The 21087-nt window shown below is 52.7% G+C and carries 21 protein-coding genes; 6 read left to right on the top strand and 15 right to left on the bottom strand.

The features are described 5' to 3' along the window. Positions 1-292: 292 nt before the first annotated feature. The 6 genes from KI379_RS10315 to KI379_RS10290 all read right to left on the bottom strand — a co-directional run bounded on the left by KI379_RS10315 (position 293) and on the right by KI379_RS10290 (position 4921). Entirely contained in the window at positions 293-952 is a 660-nt protein-coding gene (locus KI379_RS10315) for a spermidine synthase (RefSeq protein WP_244879241.1), read from the bottom strand. A gap of 12 nt (positions 953-964) precedes the next feature. Further along, positions 965-1570: a DUF2087 domain-containing protein gene (locus KI379_RS10310; protein WP_076169394.1), complete on the bottom strand. Its 606-nt coding sequence runs from the start codon at positions 1568-1570 to the stop codon at positions 965-967. Between the two features lie 245 nt (positions 1571-1815). Beyond that, entirely contained in the window at positions 1816-2649 is an 834-nt protein-coding gene (locus tag KI379_RS10305; protein ID WP_089546948.1) for an alpha/beta fold hydrolase, read from the bottom strand. 91 nt (positions 2650-2740) lie between these two features. Next, positions 2741-3160 carry a MarR family winged helix-turn-helix transcriptional regulator gene (locus KI379_RS10300; protein WP_212983486.1) on the bottom strand — a complete coding sequence of 140 codons (420 nt, stop codon included), beginning with the start codon at positions 3158-3160 and terminating at the stop codon, positions 2741-2743. A gap of 76 nt (positions 3161-3236) precedes the next feature. After that, on the bottom strand, positions 3237-4253 hold the full coding sequence (locus KI379_RS10295) for a sensor histidine kinase (protein WP_212983485.1): 1017 nt from the start codon (positions 4251-4253) through the stop codon (positions 3237-3239). After that, positions 4250-4921 carry a response regulator transcription factor gene (locus KI379_RS10290; protein ID WP_163873510.1) on the bottom strand — a complete coding sequence of 224 codons (672 nt, stop codon included), beginning with the start codon at positions 4919-4921 and terminating at the stop codon, positions 4250-4252. The genes KI379_RS10295 and KI379_RS10290 overlap by 4 nt, the downstream gene beginning before the upstream one ends. A gap of 199 nt (positions 4922-5120) precedes the next feature. Between KI379_RS10290 and KI379_RS10285 the strand changes: the two genes are divergently transcribed. Genes KI379_RS10285 through KI379_RS10275 form a run of 3 tightly spaced genes read left to right on the top strand, consistent with a single transcriptional unit; the run spans position 5121 to position 8592 of the window. After that, entirely contained in the window at positions 5121-5864 is a 744-nt protein-coding gene (locus KI379_RS10285) for a hypothetical protein (RefSeq protein WP_212983484.1), read from the top strand. A gap of 42 nt (positions 5865-5906) precedes the next feature. Beyond that, on the top strand, positions 5907-6674 hold the full coding sequence (locus KI379_RS10280) for an ABC transporter ATP-binding protein (RefSeq protein ID WP_163873504.1): 768 nt from the start codon (positions 5907-5909) through the stop codon (positions 6672-6674). Then, entirely contained in the window at positions 6661-8592 is a 1932-nt protein-coding gene (locus tag KI379_RS10275; RefSeq protein ID WP_212983483.1) for an ABC transporter permease, read from the top strand. Before KI379_RS10280 ends, KI379_RS10275 begins: the two co-directional genes overlap by 14 nt. A gap of 81 nt (positions 8593-8673) precedes the next feature. Here KI379_RS10275 and KI379_RS10270 read toward each other — a convergent pair whose 3' ends face one another. From KI379_RS10270 to KI379_RS10250, 5 genes are all read right to left on the bottom strand, one after another. Next, positions 8674-10482 (bottom strand): LTA synthase family protein, encoded by a 1809-nt coding sequence (locus KI379_RS10270; RefSeq protein WP_212983482.1) that lies wholly within the window; start codon positions 10480-10482, stop codon positions 8674-8676. A gap of 178 nt (positions 10483-10660) precedes the next feature. Continuing rightward, the gene (locus tag KI379_RS10265; protein WP_212983481.1) at positions 10661-11641 is read right to left on the bottom strand and encodes an aldo/keto reductase; all 981 of its coding nucleotides are present in this window, start codon (positions 11639-11641) and stop codon (positions 10661-10663) included. A 151-nt stretch (positions 11642-11792) separates the two neighbouring features. Continuing rightward, a complete protein-coding gene (locus KI379_RS10260; RefSeq protein WP_212983480.1) occupies positions 11793-12707 on the bottom strand; it encodes an SDR family oxidoreductase in 915 nt (304 codons plus the stop codon). Positions 12708-12921: 214 nt separating this feature from the next. Further along, on the bottom strand, positions 12922-13872 hold the full coding sequence (locus tag KI379_RS10255) for an AraC family transcriptional regulator (protein WP_212969433.1): 951 nt from the start codon (positions 13870-13872) through the stop codon (positions 12922-12924). An 81-nt stretch (positions 13873-13953) separates the two neighbouring features. Continuing rightward, positions 13954-14964, bottom strand: a complete 1011-nt coding sequence (locus KI379_RS10250) for an oxidoreductase (protein WP_212983479.1) — start codon at positions 14962-14964, stop codon at positions 13954-13956. A gap of 221 nt (positions 14965-15185) precedes the next feature. Between KI379_RS10250 and KI379_RS10245 the strand changes: the two genes are divergently transcribed. Further along, complete coding sequence (locus KI379_RS10245) at positions 15186-15620, top strand: Lrp/AsnC family transcriptional regulator (protein ID WP_076166974.1); 435 nt, start codon at positions 15186-15188, stop codon at positions 15618-15620. 70 nt (positions 15621-15690) lie between these two features. Further along, complete coding sequence (locus KI379_RS10240) at positions 15691-16062, top strand: hypothetical protein (RefSeq protein ID WP_212983478.1); 372 nt, start codon at positions 15691-15693, stop codon at positions 16060-16062. Here KI379_RS10240 and KI379_RS10235 read toward each other — a convergent pair. The 3 genes from KI379_RS10235 to KI379_RS10225 form a co-directional block, all read right to left on the bottom strand. After that, the gene (locus tag KI379_RS10235; RefSeq protein ID WP_212983477.1) at positions 16059-16541 is read right to left on the bottom strand and encodes an NUDIX hydrolase; all 483 of its coding nucleotides are present in this window, start codon (positions 16539-16541) and stop codon (positions 16059-16061) included. The two genes, KI379_RS10240 and KI379_RS10235, sit on opposite strands and share 4 nt — an antisense overlap. A gap of 87 nt (positions 16542-16628) precedes the next feature. Further along, the gene (locus tag KI379_RS10230; protein ID WP_212983476.1) at positions 16629-17501 is read right to left on the bottom strand and encodes a sugar phosphate isomerase/epimerase family protein; all 873 of its coding nucleotides are present in this window, start codon (positions 17499-17501) and stop codon (positions 16629-16631) included. A gap of 24 nt (positions 17502-17525) precedes the next feature. After that, positions 17526-18809: an alpha-L-fucosidase gene (locus KI379_RS10225; RefSeq protein ID WP_212983475.1), complete on the bottom strand. Its 1284-nt coding sequence runs from the start codon at positions 18807-18809 to the stop codon at positions 17526-17528. Between the two features lie 259 nt (positions 18810-19068). Between KI379_RS10225 and KI379_RS10220 the strand changes: the two genes are divergently transcribed. Further along, on the top strand, positions 19069-19467 hold the full coding sequence (locus KI379_RS10220) for an effector binding domain-containing protein (RefSeq protein ID WP_212983474.1): 399 nt from the start codon (positions 19069-19071) through the stop codon (positions 19465-19467). A 98-nt stretch (positions 19468-19565) separates the two neighbouring features. On the opposite strand, the gene KI379_RS10215 is transcribed toward KI379_RS10220, so the two are convergent. Beyond that, the gene (locus KI379_RS10215; RefSeq protein WP_212983473.1) at positions 19566-21068 is read right to left on the bottom strand and encodes a carboxylesterase/lipase family protein; all 1503 of its coding nucleotides are present in this window, start codon (positions 21066-21068) and stop codon (positions 19566-19568) included. Positions 21069-21087 lie beyond the last annotated feature (19 nt).

Here is a 21087-nt window from a genome sequence, read left to right as displayed (position 1 = left end):
TCCCGATGTTCAGGACAGGAGGCTGTATACGCATGGAAATCCGCTGAATCCTCTCGTCAAGAGAATGCGCCATGATCCCGCATTTAAGAAGCACATGCCTAACAGGCATGACAACTTAAAAAAGCCCGCACGAATCCTATCCTAAACATCGTTTCAAACGATTGTTTTGTGTGGATAGGATTAGTAGATCATTGGCCTAAGGTCACCCTTTCATGACTTGAATGCCCTTAATTTACCATACCGCAGGCACAGGTTCAACCTTTTTTCCATAAAGCGCTGCACGATTACTAGTTTAAGTTTTGGCTATGTACACCACATCCGGCTCGACGTTCCGCGGCTGCTCGATGCGAATTTCTTCCACGCCGGCAAAACGGGACTCGAGGAGCGCCTTAAATGCCGGAGACGCCGAGGCACTCCAGAAAGACATGACGCCTCCGGGATTCAGCAGGCGGGTAAGCGCCTTCAACCCTTCCGGAGAATACAGGCTTTCGTTGTCCTGAAACACCGTCCAATCCGGCCCGTTATCGATGTCGAAACATAGCGCATCGAACGTCTCGTCAGTCTCGGATATCCATTTCAGCAGGTCGGCGCATACGACCCTCGTCTTTGGGTGGGACAGCGCGTTTCCGGAAAATGGCGCCAAATAAGTCCGGTTCCAGGCGATGACCTGGTCTTCGATTTCCACGACAGTGACTTGACCGGTTTGCGGATGATGCACCGCCTCTCCCAAAGAATAGCCGACACCTAAGCCTCCGATCAGCAGAGTCATCCCGTCTTTGGCGCAGGCATCGATGGCCGAACGGACAAGCCCTTTTTCCGACTCGCCGTTATAGGTGGCCATGAGAAACGTACCGTTACTGATCAATTCGTATTCGCAGCCCCGGCGCTGGAGCTGAATTTCGCCGCGCGGGGTATCGCAGCGTTCCACAACTTCCAATGGGTCTACTAGCACGTAACCGCCTCCCTAGAGATACTCCCATTTCTCCCACATTTCCACCGGATTCAACTCATAGATTTCTTTTTCACGATACAGGTAGTGATGCATAATGAATTCCCTGCGGATCGTGGCAAAATCGGGATGATACGTTTTAATGAACTCGTTGATTTCCTTCTCCGTATATTTTCGTCCCATATCCAGGTTTCGCACCATAAACTCAAGCACAATCAGCTTTTTCTTGAGCTGTGCCGGGATGTTCTTCAGCCGGCCGTCATCCATGATGAAGCTTTTGAGCACGGTGTCCCGAAGCTTCTCGTTCTTAGCGGACAACTGCGGCCCGGGCTGATCCTCCTGGGGCTCATAATTGCGGATCAGCTTCAGCAGCTGTCCTTCCGTACGCTCGATCATGTCCTGCGAAATCCGGTAGTACGACACGTTCTTTTCCCGGCGCTCCATGACAACCCCGACTTCCTTTAATTTGGCGATATGATGCGTGATCGTCGCAGGGGTGACACCCAGCTTCTCCGCAAGGGTCATTCCGTTGATTTCTTCTTGAGACAGGAGCACCAGAATCCGAATCCGGTTCCGGTCGGCTAAAGCCTTATAATAATTGACCAGTTTATCGAGCTGCAGAAAAACCACCCTTTATATGCGTATTAAATTTAATGTTTATTAAATATAAGGATAATCAATATTTTCGCTTCCGTCAAGAAAAGCGCTGGGGAAGCTCCTCTGTCCATAAAGCTTGCAACGGTTATTTATCAGGATCGGGCTATTGCTGGAAAAGGTACCTTCCAGAAAAAAAGACCCCCTATCGGGAGTTTGGTCATTGTGAAAATATGCTGTGTTGAAAAAAATCTAGTTTGAACGCATCCTGGTTACGCTCTTCTGTGCTTGGCTTCCTGCTCTTCGGTTACCCGATCAAGCCATTCTTCCACCAGGACGTGGAATAACCTGCTTTGTTCGATCTGCAGATTATGGCCAGCCCGATCAAGCATGACGAAGCTTGCCCGCGGATACTCGTTCGCAAACGCCCACTGATTCCGGTAACCGACGATATGATCCTGCCGGCCGGCCAGAATAAGCACGGGCTTCACATAAGGGGTGTCCAGCTTCTCCATTTCAGGCGAGAAATCATAACGCTGGCGTAAACGCTCCAGAAACGGCCGATTAGCTTTTTTGAGCCCGGTCACAATTTCCCGTTCAAACCGGCTCCAATTGTACTCGTCCTGTACCGTATGCATTCCGCTAAATTCACCCGCGTACGGATGGTTCAACTGCGACATAAACTCTTCATCCTGGGCAATGAGCTGAAATGCCGGCGCGTCGTGCTTCGCCTGTCCCGCTGTTGGACAGATCAGGAGCAGACCCTCGATTTGATGCTGACGCTTCTTGAGCAGTCCTCTGGACAAATAGCCGCCGTAAGATTCTCCAGCCAAAATAAAAGGCTCATCCCCCAAAATTTCTCCAACAAACTCATCGAGCGCCTCCAGCATATCATCCGTACTCTGGATACCGTCTGTAACGGTGCTGTCCCCCATTCCCGGCAAATCCGGATATACCCTTTTCCAGCCGGATTGGCTCTTGAACACCGGTTCCATACATCCCGTCATGAGGTGATGATCACAGGAAAACCCATGCAGCAGCAAAACCGGCTTGCCGTTGCCGTGAATCTCGTAGTGAATCGTCGTATGTTTTTGCTCGCATTTCATAAAGAATACCTCCTCACTATTTACATAGATATCTATATATTACAGTGTACCGAATAATTACATAGATGTCTATATATTTGCGGACGAAGCATTAGAACCTCTTGAATATTTGCTCCAACAGGGATTCAAGCTGAACCTGCTCCTTGTCGGAAAGTCCGCCGTATATGGTCTCGTTGAGACGGGCGGATACTTCCTGGAACACCGGCTCCAATTCTTTTCCTTTTGGCGTCAGCGAAACCAGCGTCATGCGGCTGTCTCCCTTGCTCTTTACTTTACGGACGTATCCCAGCTTCTCCAGTTTGTTTACGAGCACAGTGACCGTCGGCTGCGTCCGGTCGATTTTTTCGCTCAACACGGTTATGGGCTGCATGTCTTGGATATACAGCGCCCACAAAATATCCCCGTGTGAGGAGACAATGCCCTCGATGCCGCGCTGTTCCAGCTCGGACACGATCGTGGTGTTAATGGCGTTACGGATTTTGCTGAACATGGTGGCTGCGTTTTTTTTCATCCTAATCCCATCCTGTTTCCCAAATTATATTAAAGCTCTACGAGAAAACTTATGAATAACCGGCTATATATGTCCGCTATTCCTGCTTAAATTTATGAAAATGCAGCGTAAACGCAGTCGACTCACCTTCGGCAGAATCAACCGTCAGGCGGTGGCTGAGCTTCAGGGCCATCTGACGGGCCAAATAGAGCCCCATACCCGTGGATTTGGCTTCGGTTCTGCCCGTTCCGCCCGTAAAGCCTCTATCAAAAACACGCGGCAGATCCTCCGCCTTGATACCAATCCCCGTGTCTTCAATAACGAGCCGCTTCTCAGCGGCATCCTCCTCACAACGGAACAGGATGCGGCCGTTCTCGCCGGTATATTTGAGCGCGTTGGACACGATCTGGTCGATCATATAACCCAGCCATTTGCCGTCGGTATGAACGAAAAGTGGCTTGCCGGCCATCTGAAACTGGATTCGCTTGTTTATAAACAGCTTGGCGTATTTCTTGACGCTTGCTTTAATCAGAGGCTCCAGCGCGGTTTCGGTAATCAAGTAATCCCGGTTGAACGAGTCGATCCGTGAATAATAAAGTGCTTGCTCCACATAATGATCGATTTTGTCGATCTCGTCCTCCAGCTTGTCCATGACAGCTTCCGCATTGTGAGTCATACCGTTCTCCAGCAGGAGCCTGGACGCGGTAATCGGCAGCTTTACTTCATGAATCCATGACATGATAAAGTCTTGATGATCCTTCTTCTCATGAAGCTGCTGCTGCAGCTGGTCAGAGTGCAGGCGCTGAAGCCGCCTGGCCCATTCATTAACGATTGCTTGCTGCGGATGCTGCGGTTCGGGAAGGAGGGCTGTTACTTCCTCCATTTTACTGATCTTCATTTGCTGAAGCATCCGATAGTAAGGTCTCCGGTAATAGTAGCCGATCACCACGTACAGCGCGGCACCGGCGAAACAGATAACATTCAAGTATACCATGTTTCCTATTCCGGAAGAGCCGTCCGAATCCAAATACATAAACAGCGTCACAACGGTCATCAGCAGGATGTAGAACGCGATAAACCCGATTTTGACCTTTACATAGTCCACAAATTTCATGGTATCAGATACCCTTGCCCCTTCTTGGTCACAATATAATCCTTCTTCCCGAGGTCAGCCAGCTTCTTCCGGATTCGGACAATATTCACGGTAAGCGTATTATCGTCAATAAAACTTTCGTCCGCCCACAAGCTCCGCATCATCTTCGTTCGTCCGACGATCGTGCCTGCATGCCGCATCAGCATGTTCAGGATGATAAATTCAGTTTTGGTCAGCTCGGCCCGGTGCTCTCCGACGGACACATCCCCATCGTTCAGGTTCAGCAGTACGCCTTGATGCTCGATAACATGGGTTTGTACATCAAGGTAGGAGTACACTCTTCGCAGCATTGCATTGATCTTGGCCATCAGCACATCCATATGAAAAGGCTTCTGGATAAAATCGTCCCCTCCCATATTCATTGCCATCACCATATCCATCGGCGTCGTCCGCGAGGACAAAAAGAGGATCGGTACCTTGGACACCTCCCTGATCCGGCTGCACCAATAGTAACCGTCGAACTTTGGAAGGTTGATATCCAGAATGACCAGTCCAGGGGCTTGTTCACTGAACAAAGACATCACTTGTTCGAAATCGCTGACCAGGATCGGTTCGAATCCCCATTTCGCAAGCGAGTCCCCGATTATCTCCCGGATTACGGGTTCGTCCTCCACGACCAAAATTTTCATGTTCATCCGGTTCATCCTTTGCTCACGCACTTTATATCGTATCCTTATTGTAAACGACATCCTCCCCTGCCTCCAGCTTTTCCGCCCAATGTGACAAAATCGTTAGGTTCTTCCTGATACCGTAAGCTTTGATGCATTTTGACTCCTTTATAATGAACACTACCGGGCTTGGTAACAGCAAAGAACAAGGAGAGATTTTATGCAAGGACATGGTAAAATAGCGCTGACCTCAGCAGTGGCGAAGCAGAGATTTCCCGGACCGTGGGCCGGGGGAATCGCCTTGATCGTTTCGCCTATACTGCTTCTGGCGGGCATCCTGCTCCGCTCACCGTATCACTTTTTCTTTCCCGACCAATTGGCAGCTTATGACGAGCATCCGCTGCAAATGACGGCTTCGTACAGCCTGTTCGGGGCCGGGATTATCATGCTTTGGCCGGCCGTCCTGCTGCTGGTCCAGTCGATCGGCGTTTCGAAACCGCGCTTCGCGCTTTGGGGCGGATTATTCGCCATTTCAGGCCTGTTTGCCCGCACCTTCCATGCAGGAGTCGACCATCTGGCTTTTCAGCTGGTGAAAACGGGCGGCGTTGGTCAGGCGGTGAACACGGTCGGAGATGCGTACGGTGCCTTCCACATCTACAGCACTTTTAATCTGGCTATCATCTTAGGATGGATCGTGCTGGCCATCGGCTCTTACCGTTCCGGAACGCTCGGCTTGTTCCAATCCGCAGCACTGGCACTGGCCAGCGCACTCCCGCTCGGCGTTTTGAAAGGAACGACGCCATGGTCCATCGCGGCAGCCGGAGGGCTTGCCGTCGCTTTTATTCCGTTCGGATGGACCATACTGCGCAGCATCCCTTTTCCCGGATGGTTGAAAATAGGAACTTGGACGCTGATCGTTTGCGCCGGGATTTCCGTGTTCACTTTGTTCGGCCGCATGGGTTAATGAAGTCTAATACAGACCCCCATTAAGGAGGAGACACAATCAATGAATGTCGTCATCGAAGGCAAACAAATCTCCAAAGTATACGGCTCGGGAGACAGCGTCATATCCGCCCTGCAACACATCGACCTAACCGTCAAGGAAGGCGACAGCGTGGCTGTTATGGGACCGTCAGGCTCAGGAAAGACGACGCTGCTCAATATTTTGGCCACCATTGATTCCCCGACCTCGGGCGAGGTAGTGATCGACGGACACAACATCCTGAACATGAACGAAGACCAGCTGTCTTCGTTTCGCCGAGACCGGCTTGGCTTCGTTTTTCAGGATTACAACCTGCTCGATACGCTGACAGTTAAGGAAAATATCGTGCTTCCGCTGGCCATTGCCAAAATGAATGTCGGGCAGCTGGAGCAGCGGGCAAGCGAGGTTGCGGTCCGGTTCGGGATCCAGTCGATTCTGGACAAGTATCCGTACCAGATATCGGGCGGGCAGAAGCAGCGCACGGCCGCTTCCCGGGCAATCGTGACGAAACCCGCGCTGCTGCTGGCCGACGAGCCTACCGGGGCGCTCGATTCCAAATCGGCAACCGACTTTCTGGAGAGCCTGAAGGAACTGAACGAACAGGAAGGAACTACAGTTCTGATGGTTACCCACGACGCCTATGCCGCCAGCTACTGCAAGCGGGTGATTTTCATCAAGGATGGAAGCCTGTTCACCGAATTGGTCAAGGGAAGCCAGTCACGAAGGGACATGTTCAAAAAAGTGCTGGATGTACTGGCCGTACTGGGAGGCGGAGCCATTGACGCTGTTTGACGTAGCGAAGAAAAATATTCAGGGGAACGTCAAAAACTATTTAATCTATCTGCTGTCCATGATCTTCAGTGTCATGATTTACTATATTTTCGTGTCGCTTCAATATAGCCAGGCTATCGCTGAAGGACTTCAGTCCTCCGAAAGCCTCAGGGCCGTTCTGTCCCAGGCATCCGTCATCCTGATCTTATTCACAGCCATATTCGTATGGGGCTCGAATGCCTTCTTTACCCGAAAAAGAAAGAAGGAGGTTGGTTTATATGCTCTGCTCGGTATGCGAAGACAAACGATCGCCCGGATGCTGTTCTATGAAAACCTGATCATGAGTCTGGTTGCCTTGATCTTGGGCGTCTTTCTCGGCACCCTTTTATCGAAGCTGTTCACAATGATTTTACTGAAGCTGCTGGATAACCCGGTCCGAGCCGGGTTTGAAATTCACATTGAGGCCATTGGTCAAGTTTCATTGGTATTTGCGGTCCTGATTTTGATCACTTCCATGCAGGGCTACAGGTTGATCTATAAGTTCAAGCTCGTGGAGCTATTCCAAGCCGAGCGAAAAGGCGAGCATGCGCCCCAAATTTCTCGGCTCGCTGCAGGGCTGTCCGTCATCCTCATTGCTCTGGGTTACTGGACTGCTTTTAAACCTGTAAGTACGACCCAAGGTATTCTTGTCAACTTCTCCATCATTTTTATTGGACTAGGCGCAGGCACCTATCTGTTGTTCCGCTCCCTTGTCATTGTGCTCTTACAGCTGTCATCACATCATAAAAAAAGGTATTACCGCGGCATCAACATGATCGGCACTTCCCACCTGCTCTACCGGATCCGCAGCAATACGGTCATGCTGACCACGATCGCGCTGCTCAGTTCCTTGACCTTGTGCGCGGTAAGCGTTGGCTACAGCTTTTTTTATACCCAAAAGCAGAGCGCCGAACAGGAGATGCCGTTCAGCTACACCTACGCCGCTTCGGAAAACGGGCTTGATGCAACGGCCAGACAACTCATTCTCTCGGACGCCAAGCATTCGGTTATCGCCGAAATCGACCTTCCTGTGATTGCGACCGATGCCGATCTGACCCGGTTTGCCTATCATCCGGGAAATTACGAGCCAAATGAGGTTCCCGTAAAGCTGATATCTGCATCAACGTATAATCAGGCCGCTTCGACACTGAGCTATAAAGAACGCCTTCAGCCCGCAGGTCGGGATGTTGTCCTCGTTCGCCCATTGTACACGAACCTATCGGCTGATGAGGTACAAGGAAATCGAATATCCGTCACCACAGGGAATGAACAGGTGAGCTTAGAGGTGACTGGGGTTGCTGAAGGACGCATCCTTCCTTGGGGCTATCCGGATCTGTGCATCGTCATGAGCGACAGCCTGTTCAGCCAGTTGAGCAAGAGCCTCGAAGCCAGCACCTATAAAGCCTTTAAAGTCAGAGGCCAGGAAACGACGAAGGAAACGGCAACGGCGCTCATCAAGCTTTCTGGAGACGGAAGCGGAATGGCAACATTCTATCAGCAGTACCGCCAGAATGTGGAGAACGCCGGCATCAACGTCTTTACGCTCGGATTTCTCGGGCTGGTCTTTCTGGCAGCCACCGGGAGCATCATCTACTTTAATCAGTTGACCGAAGCGGAAGCCAGCAAAGGAAGCTATGGCATTTTGCGAAAAATAGGCGTAAGCCGTAAAGATATCCGCCGGTCTGTCGCCAAGCAGGTGCTGTTCGTGTTTGGACTCCCGCTGATTGTCGGACTGGTGCACAGCATCATGATGCTAAAGGCACTTGCCGGCATTAACCTGATCAGCGGCCTCTTCGCCGTTCCGATCCTTCTCTCCGGCGGGGCTTATCTTCTGATCTATCTCGCCTATTATGCGTTTACGGTCAAAACCTATTATCGGACCGTATCGGCACAGCTATAAATATAGCAAAGGGGATGCCCGAGGTGTATAACCACGGGACATCCCCTTTTTCAATCGGTGAGGGCAGCAGGCAATTCTTACCTAGTACAGCAAATCCTTGCCGTACTGCTCTCCCTCCAGCATATCGTAAACCACAAGCTTGTAATCGTTCAGCAGCGACTGCTGCTCCGGCGTCAAGGCTGAGATCACGGCGTTATCCTTGCCGATTAATACGCTTTTGTTCAAGCCGGGAATTTCGGACTTTACTTTCTCCAGCAGCTTGTAATACGCCGGCATACTCTGGCCGGACAGCTCGAACACGGTCGGCCCGATAAAAGCGGGACTCATCGTGCCCGGAGACTTGCTGCCGATATCAAAGTTGGCCAAGTAGATCAGCTTCGTCTCATGCTTCAGGCGCGGGTTGTCGTTAAATCCGGCCTGGGCATACACCCCGGAGGACAATGCCGGCAGGTGATCGCCCCAGAACGCGACGATCGTCGGCCGCTGAATCGTCTTCAGCTGCTGGCTCAAGTAAGCCACCGCCTCATCCGTCAGCTTGGTATCATGCGTATACGTTTCCAGCTCGTCTTTGTATTCCGGTTTGACGCCGGAAACCGTAATCGTGTTCGAACCGTTCAGTCCCTTGGTAAACGGAAAATGGTTCTGCATCGTCACCAGGTGCAGGAACGTCGGCTTGCTCGCCGACTTCAGCTCACGGACCGCTTCCTGTACGGCAGCCATGTCGGAAATGTAGCCATTCGGCGTATACCGCTTGGCGTTCGGCAGGTCCTTCTCGCTCGTGAATTGGTCGAAGCCGAGAATCGGATACACCCGATTGCGGTTGTAGAACGTGTCATCGAACGGATGCAGCGCCAGCGCCTCGTACCCCCGGTCCTTCAGAATGCTGACGATGGAAGGCAGTGAGGACATTTTGACAATTCGCTGCTGGTACGGAATCGACCCGTCCTTCAAAAAATACATCGACAGGCCGGTCAGCGCCTCGAATTCCACGTTAGCCGTGTTGCCTCCAAACTCAGGGGACAGCAGAAAACCATCCGGCGTCGATTGGGCATTCTGGTGAATAAACTTCAGCGGATCCTCGCTGAACGTATAGGACGGCATCCGGGTCGGATCAAAAAAGGCCTCGTCCATCATATACATAATATTCGGCTGCTCTACCGCTTTGGTTGGCGGCGTATCGGTAGATGTCCCGTATTTTTGCGCGATGGCTTCGATCGCTTCTTTGCTGTAACCCTCAGGTTTTTCGATCAGGTTCTGCATCAGGTTGCCGGCGAAGGCGTACACGAACCCGTTCTGGGCGTAGTTGACCTTCTGGTTCCACGGAATGTTCTGATACTTCAGCGATGTGGCCAGCGCATGCTGGCCTCCGACCATTTGAATAAATCCGCCGACTGCCACCAGCGAGATAATGCCGAGCGTGATCCGCAGCGGAAGACGGACCTTGACCTTTGGCAGCTTCAGCATCAGATAGATTAATGCCGCAACGAGCAGCACCGAGACAATGACCGCTGTAGGCGAAATCATGCCCTTCGTAATTTTCGTCATTTCCTGGGCGTTCTTGATCTGCATCAAATCCCATGGGAATAAAGGCTCGCCCGTTGTGGACAGCTTCTCATAATTGGCGATCCCGAGAACAACGCATACGATAAAAGCGATCAACGCCCCCGTATAGACGTTCGGAATAATCATGGCACAGACCAGTAGTACGAAAAAGAAAAACAAACTGCCGGACAAATAGAGCCAGTAATATTGGGAAATCCAGTTCAGCACGCTTCCGATATTCATTCCGAGCGAAGCCGCCTGCATGAAGAAGTTTAAAATAAAACCGCCGAGCAGCAAGGAGAAAAGGGTTATCCCCACCCGCCTGGACGGCACAAATAATTGGCGCACGGTATCACTCCCATCTGTTCTCAAGCGAACAGTATACGCCAATTATCTTAAAAAAACATTAAAATCATACGAAAATTTAACATTGTCTTCATATTGACAATACAATTCTGTGAATTAACAAACCCCCACGGAAATACCGTGAGGGTCCATTCATACATATATCTGCTTGCTAACTTTGCTAGAAGCTGTTCACCATTGCATCGATTTCTTGCATTTGTTTAGCAGATAATGGGCCAAGGGATACAGCACCTGCCAGTTCCTCCACCTGCCGTCTCGTTTTAAAGCCCGGAATCGGGATCGCGGCATCGCTTCTCGCCCACAACCAGGCAAGGGCTCCCTGAACCAGCGTCCGCTCGCCGCTCGTCAAAATTTCTTTGATGGCGTCAAGCTTCTCAATGAACTCGGGAAGGGGGCTGCCGTCTTTAAAGTACCTCACCCAGTCATGCCCGCTGCCCCTGACATCGGTATTCGGCAGGCTTGTCTCCGGCCGGAATTTGCCGCTCAAAAGCCCCATCGCCAGCGGCGTGTTGTTAATGCTTGCAAGTCCCAACCGCTCGCAAACGGCCACGACGTCACGGTTGTCATGGAACACATTTTGCTCATGCTGAATGGCGGCTGCATGCGACCGGCTGGCGAAAAATTCGGCGTTCTCCGCATCACCCGTGCTCCACCCGTATGCCCGGATAAGCCCCTCCCCGCGCAGACGTTCCAGCGGATCGATCACGGACTCCATCTCTTCGCGGGTCAATGAACCCGGATGAATTTGCAGCAAATCGATGTAATCGGTCCCCAGCCGTCGGAGCGAACGCTCGCAGGCAAAGCGGACATAGGAAGGCGAGACATCGTAACGCAAATGTACTTCCCTGTTCGCGGCGTCCTGCAAAAATCCGAATTTAGTGGCGATGACCACTTGATGGCGGCGCCCCTTGACCGCGCGCCCCAGCACTTCTTCACTATGTCCGGTTCCATATGCGTCGGCCGTATCAAAGAAGGTTACTCCCATGTCCAGCGCCGTATGAATGGCCGCCTCCGATTCCGCATCGTCCACCTCGCCCCATCCGTCGGGCAGGCCGCCGAGCGTAAAGTTTCCGCCAATCGCCCAGCAGCCGAGCCCCAACGGACTTACAGGAATACCGGATGATCCCAAGGTTCTGTTCATCAACATTTCCTCCCTTTTCGCTTGTGTACGGCTTCATTATAATAAGGAAAATGGCTTGTGATCAGAGCCAATACAGGCGATTTTGGAAGAACCAATTCAAATGCAAACTGCCGACAAGGTTTGTCGACAGTTTGAGCCGGGAATGTCCGAGTCATTCGTTTGTAAAGTAGTTCTGATCGATGTCAGCAATCAATCCAGGCTGCACGGGAGACCATCCCAATTGCTCTTGAGTCCGGGTGCTTGAGGCCGGGTTGTCCATCTTTACCATGGCCGCAAGAAAACCAAAATGTTCATCAGCCTTCTCGGGGGAAATGGCTTTTACCGGCACTTCAAGGCGTTGGCCAATGACATTGGCGATATTTTGGAACGGGATTGCTTCTTCGCCGACACCGTGCAGCCGTGCGCCGGCAGGAGCCTTTTCCAAGGCCAACCGGAACAGATGCGAGAGGTCAAGAAGGTGCACAGCCGACCATCGATTAGAACCATTGCCTAAGTATGCCGAGACACCTTTGGTCTTGGCTAGATGGATGAGTGCCGGGATGAATCCATGATCGCCTTTGCCGTGTACGGACAACGGGGGCCGCACCACCGATACGCGCACACCTCGTTGGGCGAATGACAGTGCCGTCTCTTCGGATGGGATCCGAAGCGCTGCGAACGACTGTGAATCCAGCGGGTCCTCTTCCATCGCGAGACGCCCCGGTCTAAGAAGGGCCGTACCGGATGTGACAACGAGGGGCCGATTCGTTCCCGCGAGCGCTTCGCCCAACGTCTCGATCGCTCGCCGGTCCGCTTCGGCGGTGTCTATAAAGTTCGTGGTTTCGTCAAAGTTGTTAAAATCCGTGTTAAAAGCCGTGTGAATGACACCTTCCGATGCCTCCACGCCAGCTGTAAGGCTGTCGAGATCGTGGAGGTTGCCCGGATGCACCTCAACCCCGGCGGCAGCCAATGCTTCAGCCGATTTGTCTGAGCGAGCAAGCCCCACCACATGATGTCCGGCACCCAAGAGTTCGCGGACGACAGCGGAACCGATAAAGCCTGTTGCTCCTGTAACAAAAACACGCATAGTAAAGTCCTCCTAAAGCTGTAGAGTAGTTTAGCTGCTTGCATCTCTTGCGGTGGTGATCTCTTATCCCCCTCGCCGCTGATCCAACGCTAAACTTAGCATACTCCACAGCTCACCCCGATCTTTGCCTGATCCTCGCTACTCTTTGCCTGATATTCTGGAATGCTTCCCGAATCTGATCGAACCCTGGCCTCACCCACACCATACCGTTCGGTCAGTCCATGATTCGTTCTCTTTGACGCAATCTGGAAACGTCCCTTCTTGGCGGGTGTCCGAAATAAGCGCTGTAATCCCGGCTGAACTGGGAGTCGCTTACATACCCTACAAGCCGGCATGCAGTGGTCGCGTCCATTTGGCGAGATAACATCAGATGCCGGGCTTCTTGAAGGCGCAGCGCCTTTTGGTATTGCAGCGGGCTCATCGACGTGACTGACTTAAAATGCTTGTAAAAAGTGGACACACTCATATGCTCCAATTCCGCTAAGTTTTCAACCTTTATTTGCTGAGAAAAATGGTCGCGGAGCCAAGCAATGGCCTTCACCACAGGCTGCATTTCCGAGTCAGCAATACCCATTTCGGCAACATGAACGCCGACGGGGCTGCGCAGAAGCCGTATTAAAATCTCATCCACTGCGAGTGGAGCCAGCAATTCGGCATCCCCGGGGTGAAATAGATACTCTATCAGTCTTGACATCGTCCTTACTATGCCTAAGTCTGCGTTAGTGACGTAGCATGCGCTCCGTTCATGAATTGGAGGCAGTCCCTGGGGATACACTTTCAGGACCAACTCGGCGATTCTTTGCGGATCCAGATCCAGTCTGACACCGAGCAGCGGCTCGGAATGACTTGCTTGTGTGGTCTGAACAGCAACCGGCAGGGCCGCGGGTGTCACAAACATATCCGATTGGCCGATTCGATGAACCTCCTTCCCGACCGTGATGTCCTTGGCTCCTTGCACAACGATTCCCAAAGAAGGCGAGTAAAAGGTTTTAACGTTGTCCATATCTACTCTTGAATAGCGGCCGATGAACAAACCAGGGATGCGCTGATCAAAGGCACCGTCATGTGGAGCATACAGGTAGATCAGCTGTATCAGCCGGGCTGTTTCGGCTTCAAGCGTCCCCCCGGCGTCAGGATATGCCGATGGAACCGCATGTTCATTCATTAGCTGCACCGTTTTTAACAACTCCTCATATCATATACTTCCTCCCTTAACGATAGCTTCGATACTCTTTCATCTCAAGGCTCAATTAGAATGAACACCGACGGCTTCTGTCTCGGACGTGAAAAAGGTGCTGCGAATAAACTCCGGATTGCCCAGCAGCGGCCGTCCTATGGCGATAAAGTCCGCCAGTCGATCCGTTAGGATGAACTCGGCAAGCTCTTTGGAGTAAATTTTACCCACGGCAATGATGGGAATACTCACGTATTGCTTTATAATGGAGGCATAGGGTACCTGATACCCGTCGGGCGTCGCGGCGGGATTGACCGGGAGCAGGCCTCCGGAAGACACGTCAACGGCATCGATCAGTGGCTCCAGGGAAGCGGAGATTTTCGCCACATCTACGGGCGTAAGGCCCCCTTCGGTAAAATCGGACGCGGATACGCGGATCAGTACCGGATAGTCGCGTCCTACCTCCGAGCGGACGGCTTCCAAAATGTCACGGAGAAACCGGGTTCGTTTTTCCGGCGAGCCGCCATATGCATCTGTCCGGTGGTTGGACAGCGGGGAGAGGAACTGATGCACCAAATGGCCGTGTGCCGCGTGCACTTCGATGCCATCAAAGCCGGCTTCCAGGCTTCTTCTGGCAGCTTGCCGGAAATTTTCGATCTCGCTCTGGATATCCAACAAGCTCATTTCTTCCGGAATCCCGTATTCGTCGTCGTAGGCAATCGGACTCGGTGCTAGCAGACGAGCCCCCCCGTTTCTCCACGACTTTCTGCCGCCATGCGTAAGCTGAATGAAAACCGGCGTGTTTTTGGCGTGAACGGCTTCGACCACTTTTTTCAAAGGGGCGACATGCTCATCCGTAAAAATGCCGATGTCGTTGCTGAACAGCCTGCCGTTCGGCGATACCCCGGTCGATTCCAGCATGACCATCGCGGCTCCGCCGGCAAGCCGTCCGTAGTGGTTCACGTGATAATCAGTGGCGAACGCTTCGGGCGTCCCCTGGTTCTGCTGCATGGGGGAAACGATCAATCTGTTGCTCAGCTTCAGACGACCGATATGTTTTTCGCTATATATGATGGTTTTCATGGTAAACTCCTCCTAAGACTCTTGTATATGGATTTCTTAACTCCATTGTAAGAATCACAGGGGCAGCGTTACATACAAAAACCAAGTTATTCCTACCCATATACTTTGAATTTGAAGTTATTCACCGATCCGGAATTTATAATTTGAAGGTTCTGTCCGGAATCTTAATCAAGAGGCTTGCTCTACCTGGATATTTTCAAATGACGAAAGGAGTTCACTTTATGGACCAAATTGACCTGCGTATTTTAGATATTCTGCAAAAGGATGCCCGTATTTCCATTTCCGAGCTGGGCCGCATGATCAACATGTCCGGTCCGGCCGTGACCGAGCGGATCCGCAAGCTGGAGGATAAAGGCGTCATAGCATCCTACCGGGCGGTGCTGTCTCCTGATAAAATAGGCAAACCGATCACCGCGTTTATTCTCGTGCAGGCCGATCATTGCAACGCATTGACCGAATTCTGCTCCCAGTCTCCCGACGTGCTTGAGCTGCATCAAATCAGCGGTCAATATAATTTTATCCTGAAGGTGGTTGCGGCTTCGATGCAATCGCTGGAGGAGTTCCGGATGGCCTGCAGCAAGTACGGCTTCACGCAGACGATTACCGTGCTGTCAACGACGTTTGATTCCAAAGCTTTTGCGCTGGACGAACCATAAGCATCCGCATGAAACTTGTGCACCGCTTGTACGGCGTTTCGCCTGAACTATAATTGGGGGATGACAGAACATGAAGGATGATGGAAACAAGCCTGCGCCATTTTTCGAGCTTGTAACCCAAGGTACGGGCAATGGATTGAAGCAGCACGACTTGTCCGGTTTGATCTGGCACGATGAAGTAATGACGTTTGATTCGATGTATGAAGCCCAAGTATGGGCATTGGACGAACCCTATAACAAACTCGGCTGGGAGTATGACGGGTACCGGACGGCCGATCCGAAGATCGCCGGCGCCCTGGTATGGGAGCTGATGAAAGCGAAGACCGCGGGTTACGGCAGGCGTGAGGTGTTTGCCGACGAGCAGCACGTCGATAAAACAACGATCTATCGGGTATGGGTCAAATGGACCCGCCCCGAGCCCGGGGCGTTACATTCGGATTAAAGCGTTCTTTGCAGCTTAACCTCAAATTCCGGTCTCGTGATGTACTCCATATATTGGATTTTACCGTTAAAGTCCAGGTAAGCCTGATAGCGGAGCCGGATGGCCGGGGCAGTTACGAGGTCGAGCACCTGACTTTTCGGCACCCAGCGGCTGTCTGAAGTCTCTTCAGATGTGCACAGCTCCCCTCCCGTCGGTGTACATACAAAGTCCAGCATCAGCTTGGTCGGAACCGGGGTTTGTCCGTCATGCCACAGGTAGCTGCCCGTATTGGAATAAATCCCGATCAGATGCGTCACTTCGGTATCAATTCCGCTCTCTTCCTTGATTTCTCTGGTCAGGGCATCCATCAGGTTCTCACCATTCTCCACCTGGCCGCCGGGAAAAACCCAACCACCGTGTCGTGTCTTGACCAAGAGGATATCCCCGCGGCCATTCTCAACAAAACCTCCGACGGCTCCGATATGCGTAGGCATCATCATGCAATCAACCTCCAAGTAAATGATTATGTTTCTGCAAAAAACAAGGCTGCCGGGCAGGCCCGGCAGCCGCTTCCCTATCGAAGTGCTTTAGACTTCGTCCCAGATCCGCTTCAGGTTTTCAAGGCCAAGCTTCGTGCCCTCGCGGCACTCCTCCATGCCCTCGAACTCCAGCGTAATGTAACCGTCGTAGCCGGATTCCTTGATCAAACGGAGCACCCGCCGAACGTCAATATCGCCCTGCCCGAAGATAGCTCCCCGCAAATAGTTGCCATGTGAGGTAAGAAACCAGGCGCCGCCTCCCGGATTTTGGTCCGCCGGACGGATATAGAAATCCTTCACGTGCACAAGCGATGCATAAGGGAGATTCCGCTTAACGCCGACAAGCGGCTGCTCATCGACACAGAGGAAGTTACCGACATCGAGCGTTGTTTTGAAATTGGTACGGTCCACGGCCTGCAGCACGCGCTGAACGCGGTCACTGGCCTGAACGCTCATGCCGTGATTCTCGACGGTGGTCGTGATGCCGAACCCCGCCGCATAATCGGCGATCCGCCGGCAGCCTTCGACGATCTGGTCCAGGTTGGCTTCGAGATAATCGATGCCCCGCTTCTCCGGCGGCAGCGTAAATGCTGTCACGTCATGACGCATATGCTTCATGCCCAATCGGTGAACGGTGTCCACATGCCGCTTGATGCGTTCAATTTCCTCTTCAAAGGCTTCCGGCGTATCCTGCACGAAGTTGGCCGGCATCGAATAATTGGACAGCTCGATTCCTTTGGCAGCGGCCCGCTCACGAACCGCATCGGCCAGCTCCGGCTGATCCTCCAGCGTAAATCCGTACGGTACGATCTCCATATGTTCCCCGCCCTGCTCCGAAATCCAGTCGATGACGTCCAGTACGGTCATCTCTCCCGCCTTAATCGCTTGCAAAAGGCTGTATGTACTTACTCCAGGCTTCATTCGCGTAATCCCTCCGGTCTGTTGTTAAATTTCTTCTGTCAGTTCCAGTTCGATGACCGTATCCAGTTCATCCGGCAGATCGCCGCCGGCCAGGTGAATAAACGCACCGCTGTCCGTATCCGAATATTGATCGGCCATCCAAGGCGTTTCCACGTGCAGCTCGCTGCCGTCCGACAGCAGGCGGGCTTTCTTGATCTTCCCCTTCAGTCCCTGGAAGTAGATCGGGCCGATGCCGCGGTCAAAAATATGGGCGTACAGCTTATTGCCTTTTTGCGTATACCGCCCCCACTCCGGCTTGGGAAGTGCCGCAATCCCGCAGCCGTAAATGCTGTCCCCGTTCCGGCGCAGCCATTCACCGACAACGGACAAAATGGCCAGGGACTCCTTCGGAATTTCCCCTTTGGCGTCCGGTCCGACGTTCAGGAGCAAATTGCCGTTTTTGCTGACGCATTCCACCAGCGCACGGATGACCTGTCTCGGAGACTTATAGTTTTTGTCCGTCGCATGGTAGCCCCAATGGTCGTTTAGGGTAATACATGCCTCCCACGGAATCGGCTCGCCCAGATCATTCACGATGCCGCGCGGCGGAATAATCTGTTCAGGCGAGAAGAAGTCGCCCGCGTATTCCTCCGGCTCCGCCGCCATAATATTGCCGCCCAAGCGGTTGTCGATGACGATGTCCGGCTGCAGGGAGCGGATCATCCGGATCAGCTCGGTGGCGCGCCACTTTTCGCCGGTCATATCATCATATGAGAAATCGAACCACATAATATCGATTTTTCCGTAGTTGGTCAGCAGTTCCCGGACCTGTCCGTGCATGTACTCCAAATACCGGTCGAATTTCTCCTCCCGGTTTTTGTACGATTCTTCTGCACGCATCGGGTGCTGGCGGTCGCCGAAGGCAGGATAATCCGAATGGTACCAATCGATCAACGAATAATAGAAACCGACCTGCAGCCCCTCTTCGCGAAACGCATCGACATACTCGCGGATCAGGTCTCTTCCAGCCGGCGTATTCGTTGCTTTGTAATCCGTCAGCTCGCTGTCAAACAAGCAGAAGCCGTCATGATGCTTGGTCGTCAGCACGGCGTAGCGCTGTCCTGCCGCTTTGGCCGCCTTGGCCCATGCACGCGGATCATACAGAGTCGGATTAAAGTCCTCAAAATAGGCTTGGTACTGTTCATTCGTGATGCGCTCCTGGCTCCGTACCCATTCGCCTCTGGCCGGAATCGCATACAATCCCCAATGAATAAACAGGCCAAAGCGGTCGTTCATTAATGTTGCCGTTCTTTCAAAACGCGGATTCATGCCCTATTCGCCCTCCAATAGCTGTATTCTTGACTTGTGCCGCAGCAAAATTCGACAGCGTTGCTTACTGCACTGCCGGACGACACTCCCTTATTCTTCGTTCCGGCATCCGGGATACCCTTTTATTCAAACTCGCTTTTTTCCCACGAAATCTAGTCATCCGAAATTGTTAAAATTTGAAAAATACAAACAAACGTTCTATAATGGATGAAACAAGACGCCTTGAAACCGAATCGATGCGGAAAACGGAGGGAAATCAATGAAACTGCACCTGATCAACAGCACGCGGACGAATAATTTTAATGACCCCGGTATGATGGGAAAAATCCAGGCCATTTGGGACGAAGCCTCGGGCAAGGTCGAGCGGCATCGCGACATAGTATACGGTATTTATTATGATTATGAGAGCAATTACAAGGGAGACTATTCGTTAAGCGTCGCAACCGAGAATGACTCAGGCGATGCTTGGATAGAAATCCCGGATGACGCGACATACGAGGTTTTTACGGTAGACACCGCTGATGAAATGGGCATCGTGAAAACGTGGAGAAGCATCTGGGAGAAAGAAGAAGCAGGCGAGTTACGTCGGACTTATACTTATGATTATGAGAAATACCACCCCGGCGGAGAAATAGAAATATACATAGCCGTAATGTAACCAAACCGCTAAGTAACGAAGTGTAATGAATACCGTCATGGTTTATGATAAAAAGGTCACACCTGGATTCCCAGGCGTGACCTTTTGGCATAGGAAGTTTAAGTTGTTCTCCTGTCAGACCCGCCGGTCAGCATCCGCCGTTTGTCCGCGTCCGGATCACGGGTAACCTCGCTGTGTGCACCGAACACCATCGTCCAGCGTTCCTCCGCATCGTACGCAGGCCACGGCAGAGAAGGCGTTGAGGGCTGTCCGCGCTTGGCAAAAGACGTCCAGGCCTCCTGCATGCGTTCCGCCACGCCCCTCATCTCTTCGTTCACCGGCATACCTGCGCCTGCAAGCAAGTCTAGATTGTTAAACACAAACGGAATTTCGGCGGAATGAAAGGCCGTTCCCAGCAGCGGATCGCCCGGCACCATCGCATAATCGTAACGGTACATCCATACCGCCGCATGCGGCAGCTGGGCTTCTGCGAACTGAAGGGCCGACCTCCAGAAGAACAGCTCGGTCATCGCCTGTCGCTGTCCCTCCACCGTGGCCGGATACGCTTCGATCCAGCTCGCCGCTTCCTTCGACCCGGTCACCGCTGTATACGCCCGGGCGTTCTGTTCCTTGGTCAGCATCGGCATGCCTTCCGGTATAAAAAGCGCCCCCTCATCCCGGTTCGTACCAATGATGATTTCGATGCCGGCCGCGGAACCGGCGGCCACCGCTTCCAAAGGCGTGACGGGCAGCAGCTTCCCGTCGACGACCGGCTGGAACAGCATGACGGCACTCGCTCCGGCCGCCTGTTTTAACTCGTCTGCCGCTCTTAGGATATCCTCAGCAGGCACTTCTTGCATCCGCTCCAGCTGATCTTCCGGAATGCCAAGGATATCCAGCAGTCCCTTCGTAAGCAGCCTGCCATGGGAGTCCGAGATCGCCTGGGAAGCCCCGCTCTGCATAATCGCCCGGGTGAACAAGCCTTGTGCCGCAGGCATTGCGAGCAGCGCCGCGATGCTCATGCTTCCCGCCGACTCACCAAATACGGTCACCTGCTGAGGATCTCCACCGAAAGCGGCGATGTTTTGCTTCACCCAGCGCAGCGCTTCGATTTGGTCCAGCAGACCGGCGTTGCTTAAATAACCGTCTTCGGTCTCTCCGGAAAATGGGGAAAAATGCGTAAAACCGAGAGGACCCAGCCGGTAGCTGAGGCTGACGACAATCAAGCCTCCCCGGCGCGCCAGCTCGGAGCCGTCGTAAATGGGCAGTCCGCCGCCGCCCGTCACGAAGGCGCCGCCATGGATCCACACCATGACCGGAAGCGGCTGCGGTGCCGGCTCGTCAGGGGCCCACACATTGACGTACAGGCAGTCCTCGGACTGCGGGATCTGATCCCGTTTCAGTCTAAAAGCGCCACCCGTAGGGTTGACGCGCTGCGGGGCGAGCGGTACCGTCATGTCCCCGGATCTGACGCCTGCCCACGGCCGTGCAGGAAGCGGTTTCCGGAAACGCCGCTCGCCGACGGGGGGCTCGGCGTAAGGAATCGCCTTCCAGGTCCGGACGCCGTTCTGAACATATCCTTGAATCAGGCCATTATGAGTACGGATGAGGAGTTGGTCCAATTTCGTTAACATCCTTTCT

The sequence above is a fragment of the Paenibacillus cineris genome (assembly GCF_018333335.1).
GTDB classification, from domain to species: Bacteria; Bacillota; Bacilli; order Paenibacillales; family Paenibacillaceae; genus Paenibacillus_AQ; species Paenibacillus_AQ favisporus.
Note: the sequence above shows the minus strand (reverse complement) of the source record. Positions and strands in the feature narration are given on the sequence as shown.

Excerpts from the sequence above, each read along its gene's own strand:
- KI379_RS10250 (WP_212983479.1), bottom strand. The coding sequence starts at position 14,964 with ATGAAAACCATCATATATAGCGAAAAACATATCGGTCGTCTGAAGCTG.
- KI379_RS10255 (WP_212969433.1), bottom strand. The coding sequence starts at position 13,872 with ATGAATGAACATGCGGTTCCATCGGCATATCCTGACGCCGGGGGGACG.
- KI379_RS10240 (WP_212983478.1), top strand. The coding sequence starts at position 15,691 with ATGAAGGATGATGGAAACAAGCCTGCGCCATTTTTCGAGCTTGTAACC.
- KI379_RS10220 (WP_212983474.1), top strand. The coding sequence starts at position 19,069 with ATGAAACTGCACCTGATCAACAGCACGCGGACGAATAATTTTAATGAC.
- KI379_RS10265 (WP_212983481.1), bottom strand. The coding sequence starts at position 11,641 with ATGAACAGAACCTTGGGATCATCCGGTATTCCTGTAAGTCCGTTGGGG.
- KI379_RS10305 (WP_089546948.1), bottom strand. The coding sequence starts at position 2,649 with ATGAAATGCGAGCAAAAACATACGACGATTCACTACGAGATTCACGGC.
- KI379_RS10235 (WP_212983477.1), bottom strand. The coding sequence starts at position 16,541 with ATGATGATGCCTACGCATATCGGAGCCGTCGGAGGTTTTGTTGAGAAT.
- KI379_RS10230 (WP_212983476.1), bottom strand. The coding sequence starts at position 17,501 with ATGAAGCCTGGAGTAAGTACATACAGCCTTTTGCAAGCGATTAAGGCG.
- KI379_RS10300 (WP_212983486.1), bottom strand. The coding sequence starts at position 3,160 with ATGAAAAAAAACGCAGCCACCATGTTCAGCAAAATCCGTAACGCCATT.
- KI379_RS10225 (WP_212983475.1), bottom strand. The coding sequence starts at position 18,809 with ATGAATCCGCGTTTTGAAAGAACGGCAACATTAATGAACGACCGCTTT.
- KI379_RS10295 (WP_212983485.1), bottom strand. The coding sequence starts at position 4,253 with ATGAAATTTGTGGACTATGTAAAGGTCAAAATCGGGTTTATCGCGTTC.
- KI379_RS10290 (WP_163873510.1), bottom strand. The coding sequence starts at position 4,921 with ATGAAAATTTTGGTCGTGGAGGACGAACCCGTAATCCGGGAGATAATC.
- KI379_RS10260 (WP_212983480.1), bottom strand. The coding sequence starts at position 12,707 with ATGCGTGTTTTTGTTACAGGAGCAACAGGCTTTATCGGTTCCGCTGTC.
- KI379_RS10245 (WP_076166974.1), top strand. The coding sequence starts at position 15,186 with ATGGACCAAATTGACCTGCGTATTTTAGATATTCTGCAAAAGGATGCC.
- KI379_RS10280 (WP_163873504.1), top strand. The coding sequence starts at position 5,907 with ATGAATGTCGTCATCGAAGGCAAACAAATCTCCAAAGTATACGGCTCG.
- KI379_RS10285 (WP_212983484.1), top strand. The coding sequence starts at position 5,121 with ATGCAAGGACATGGTAAAATAGCGCTGACCTCAGCAGTGGCGAAGCAG.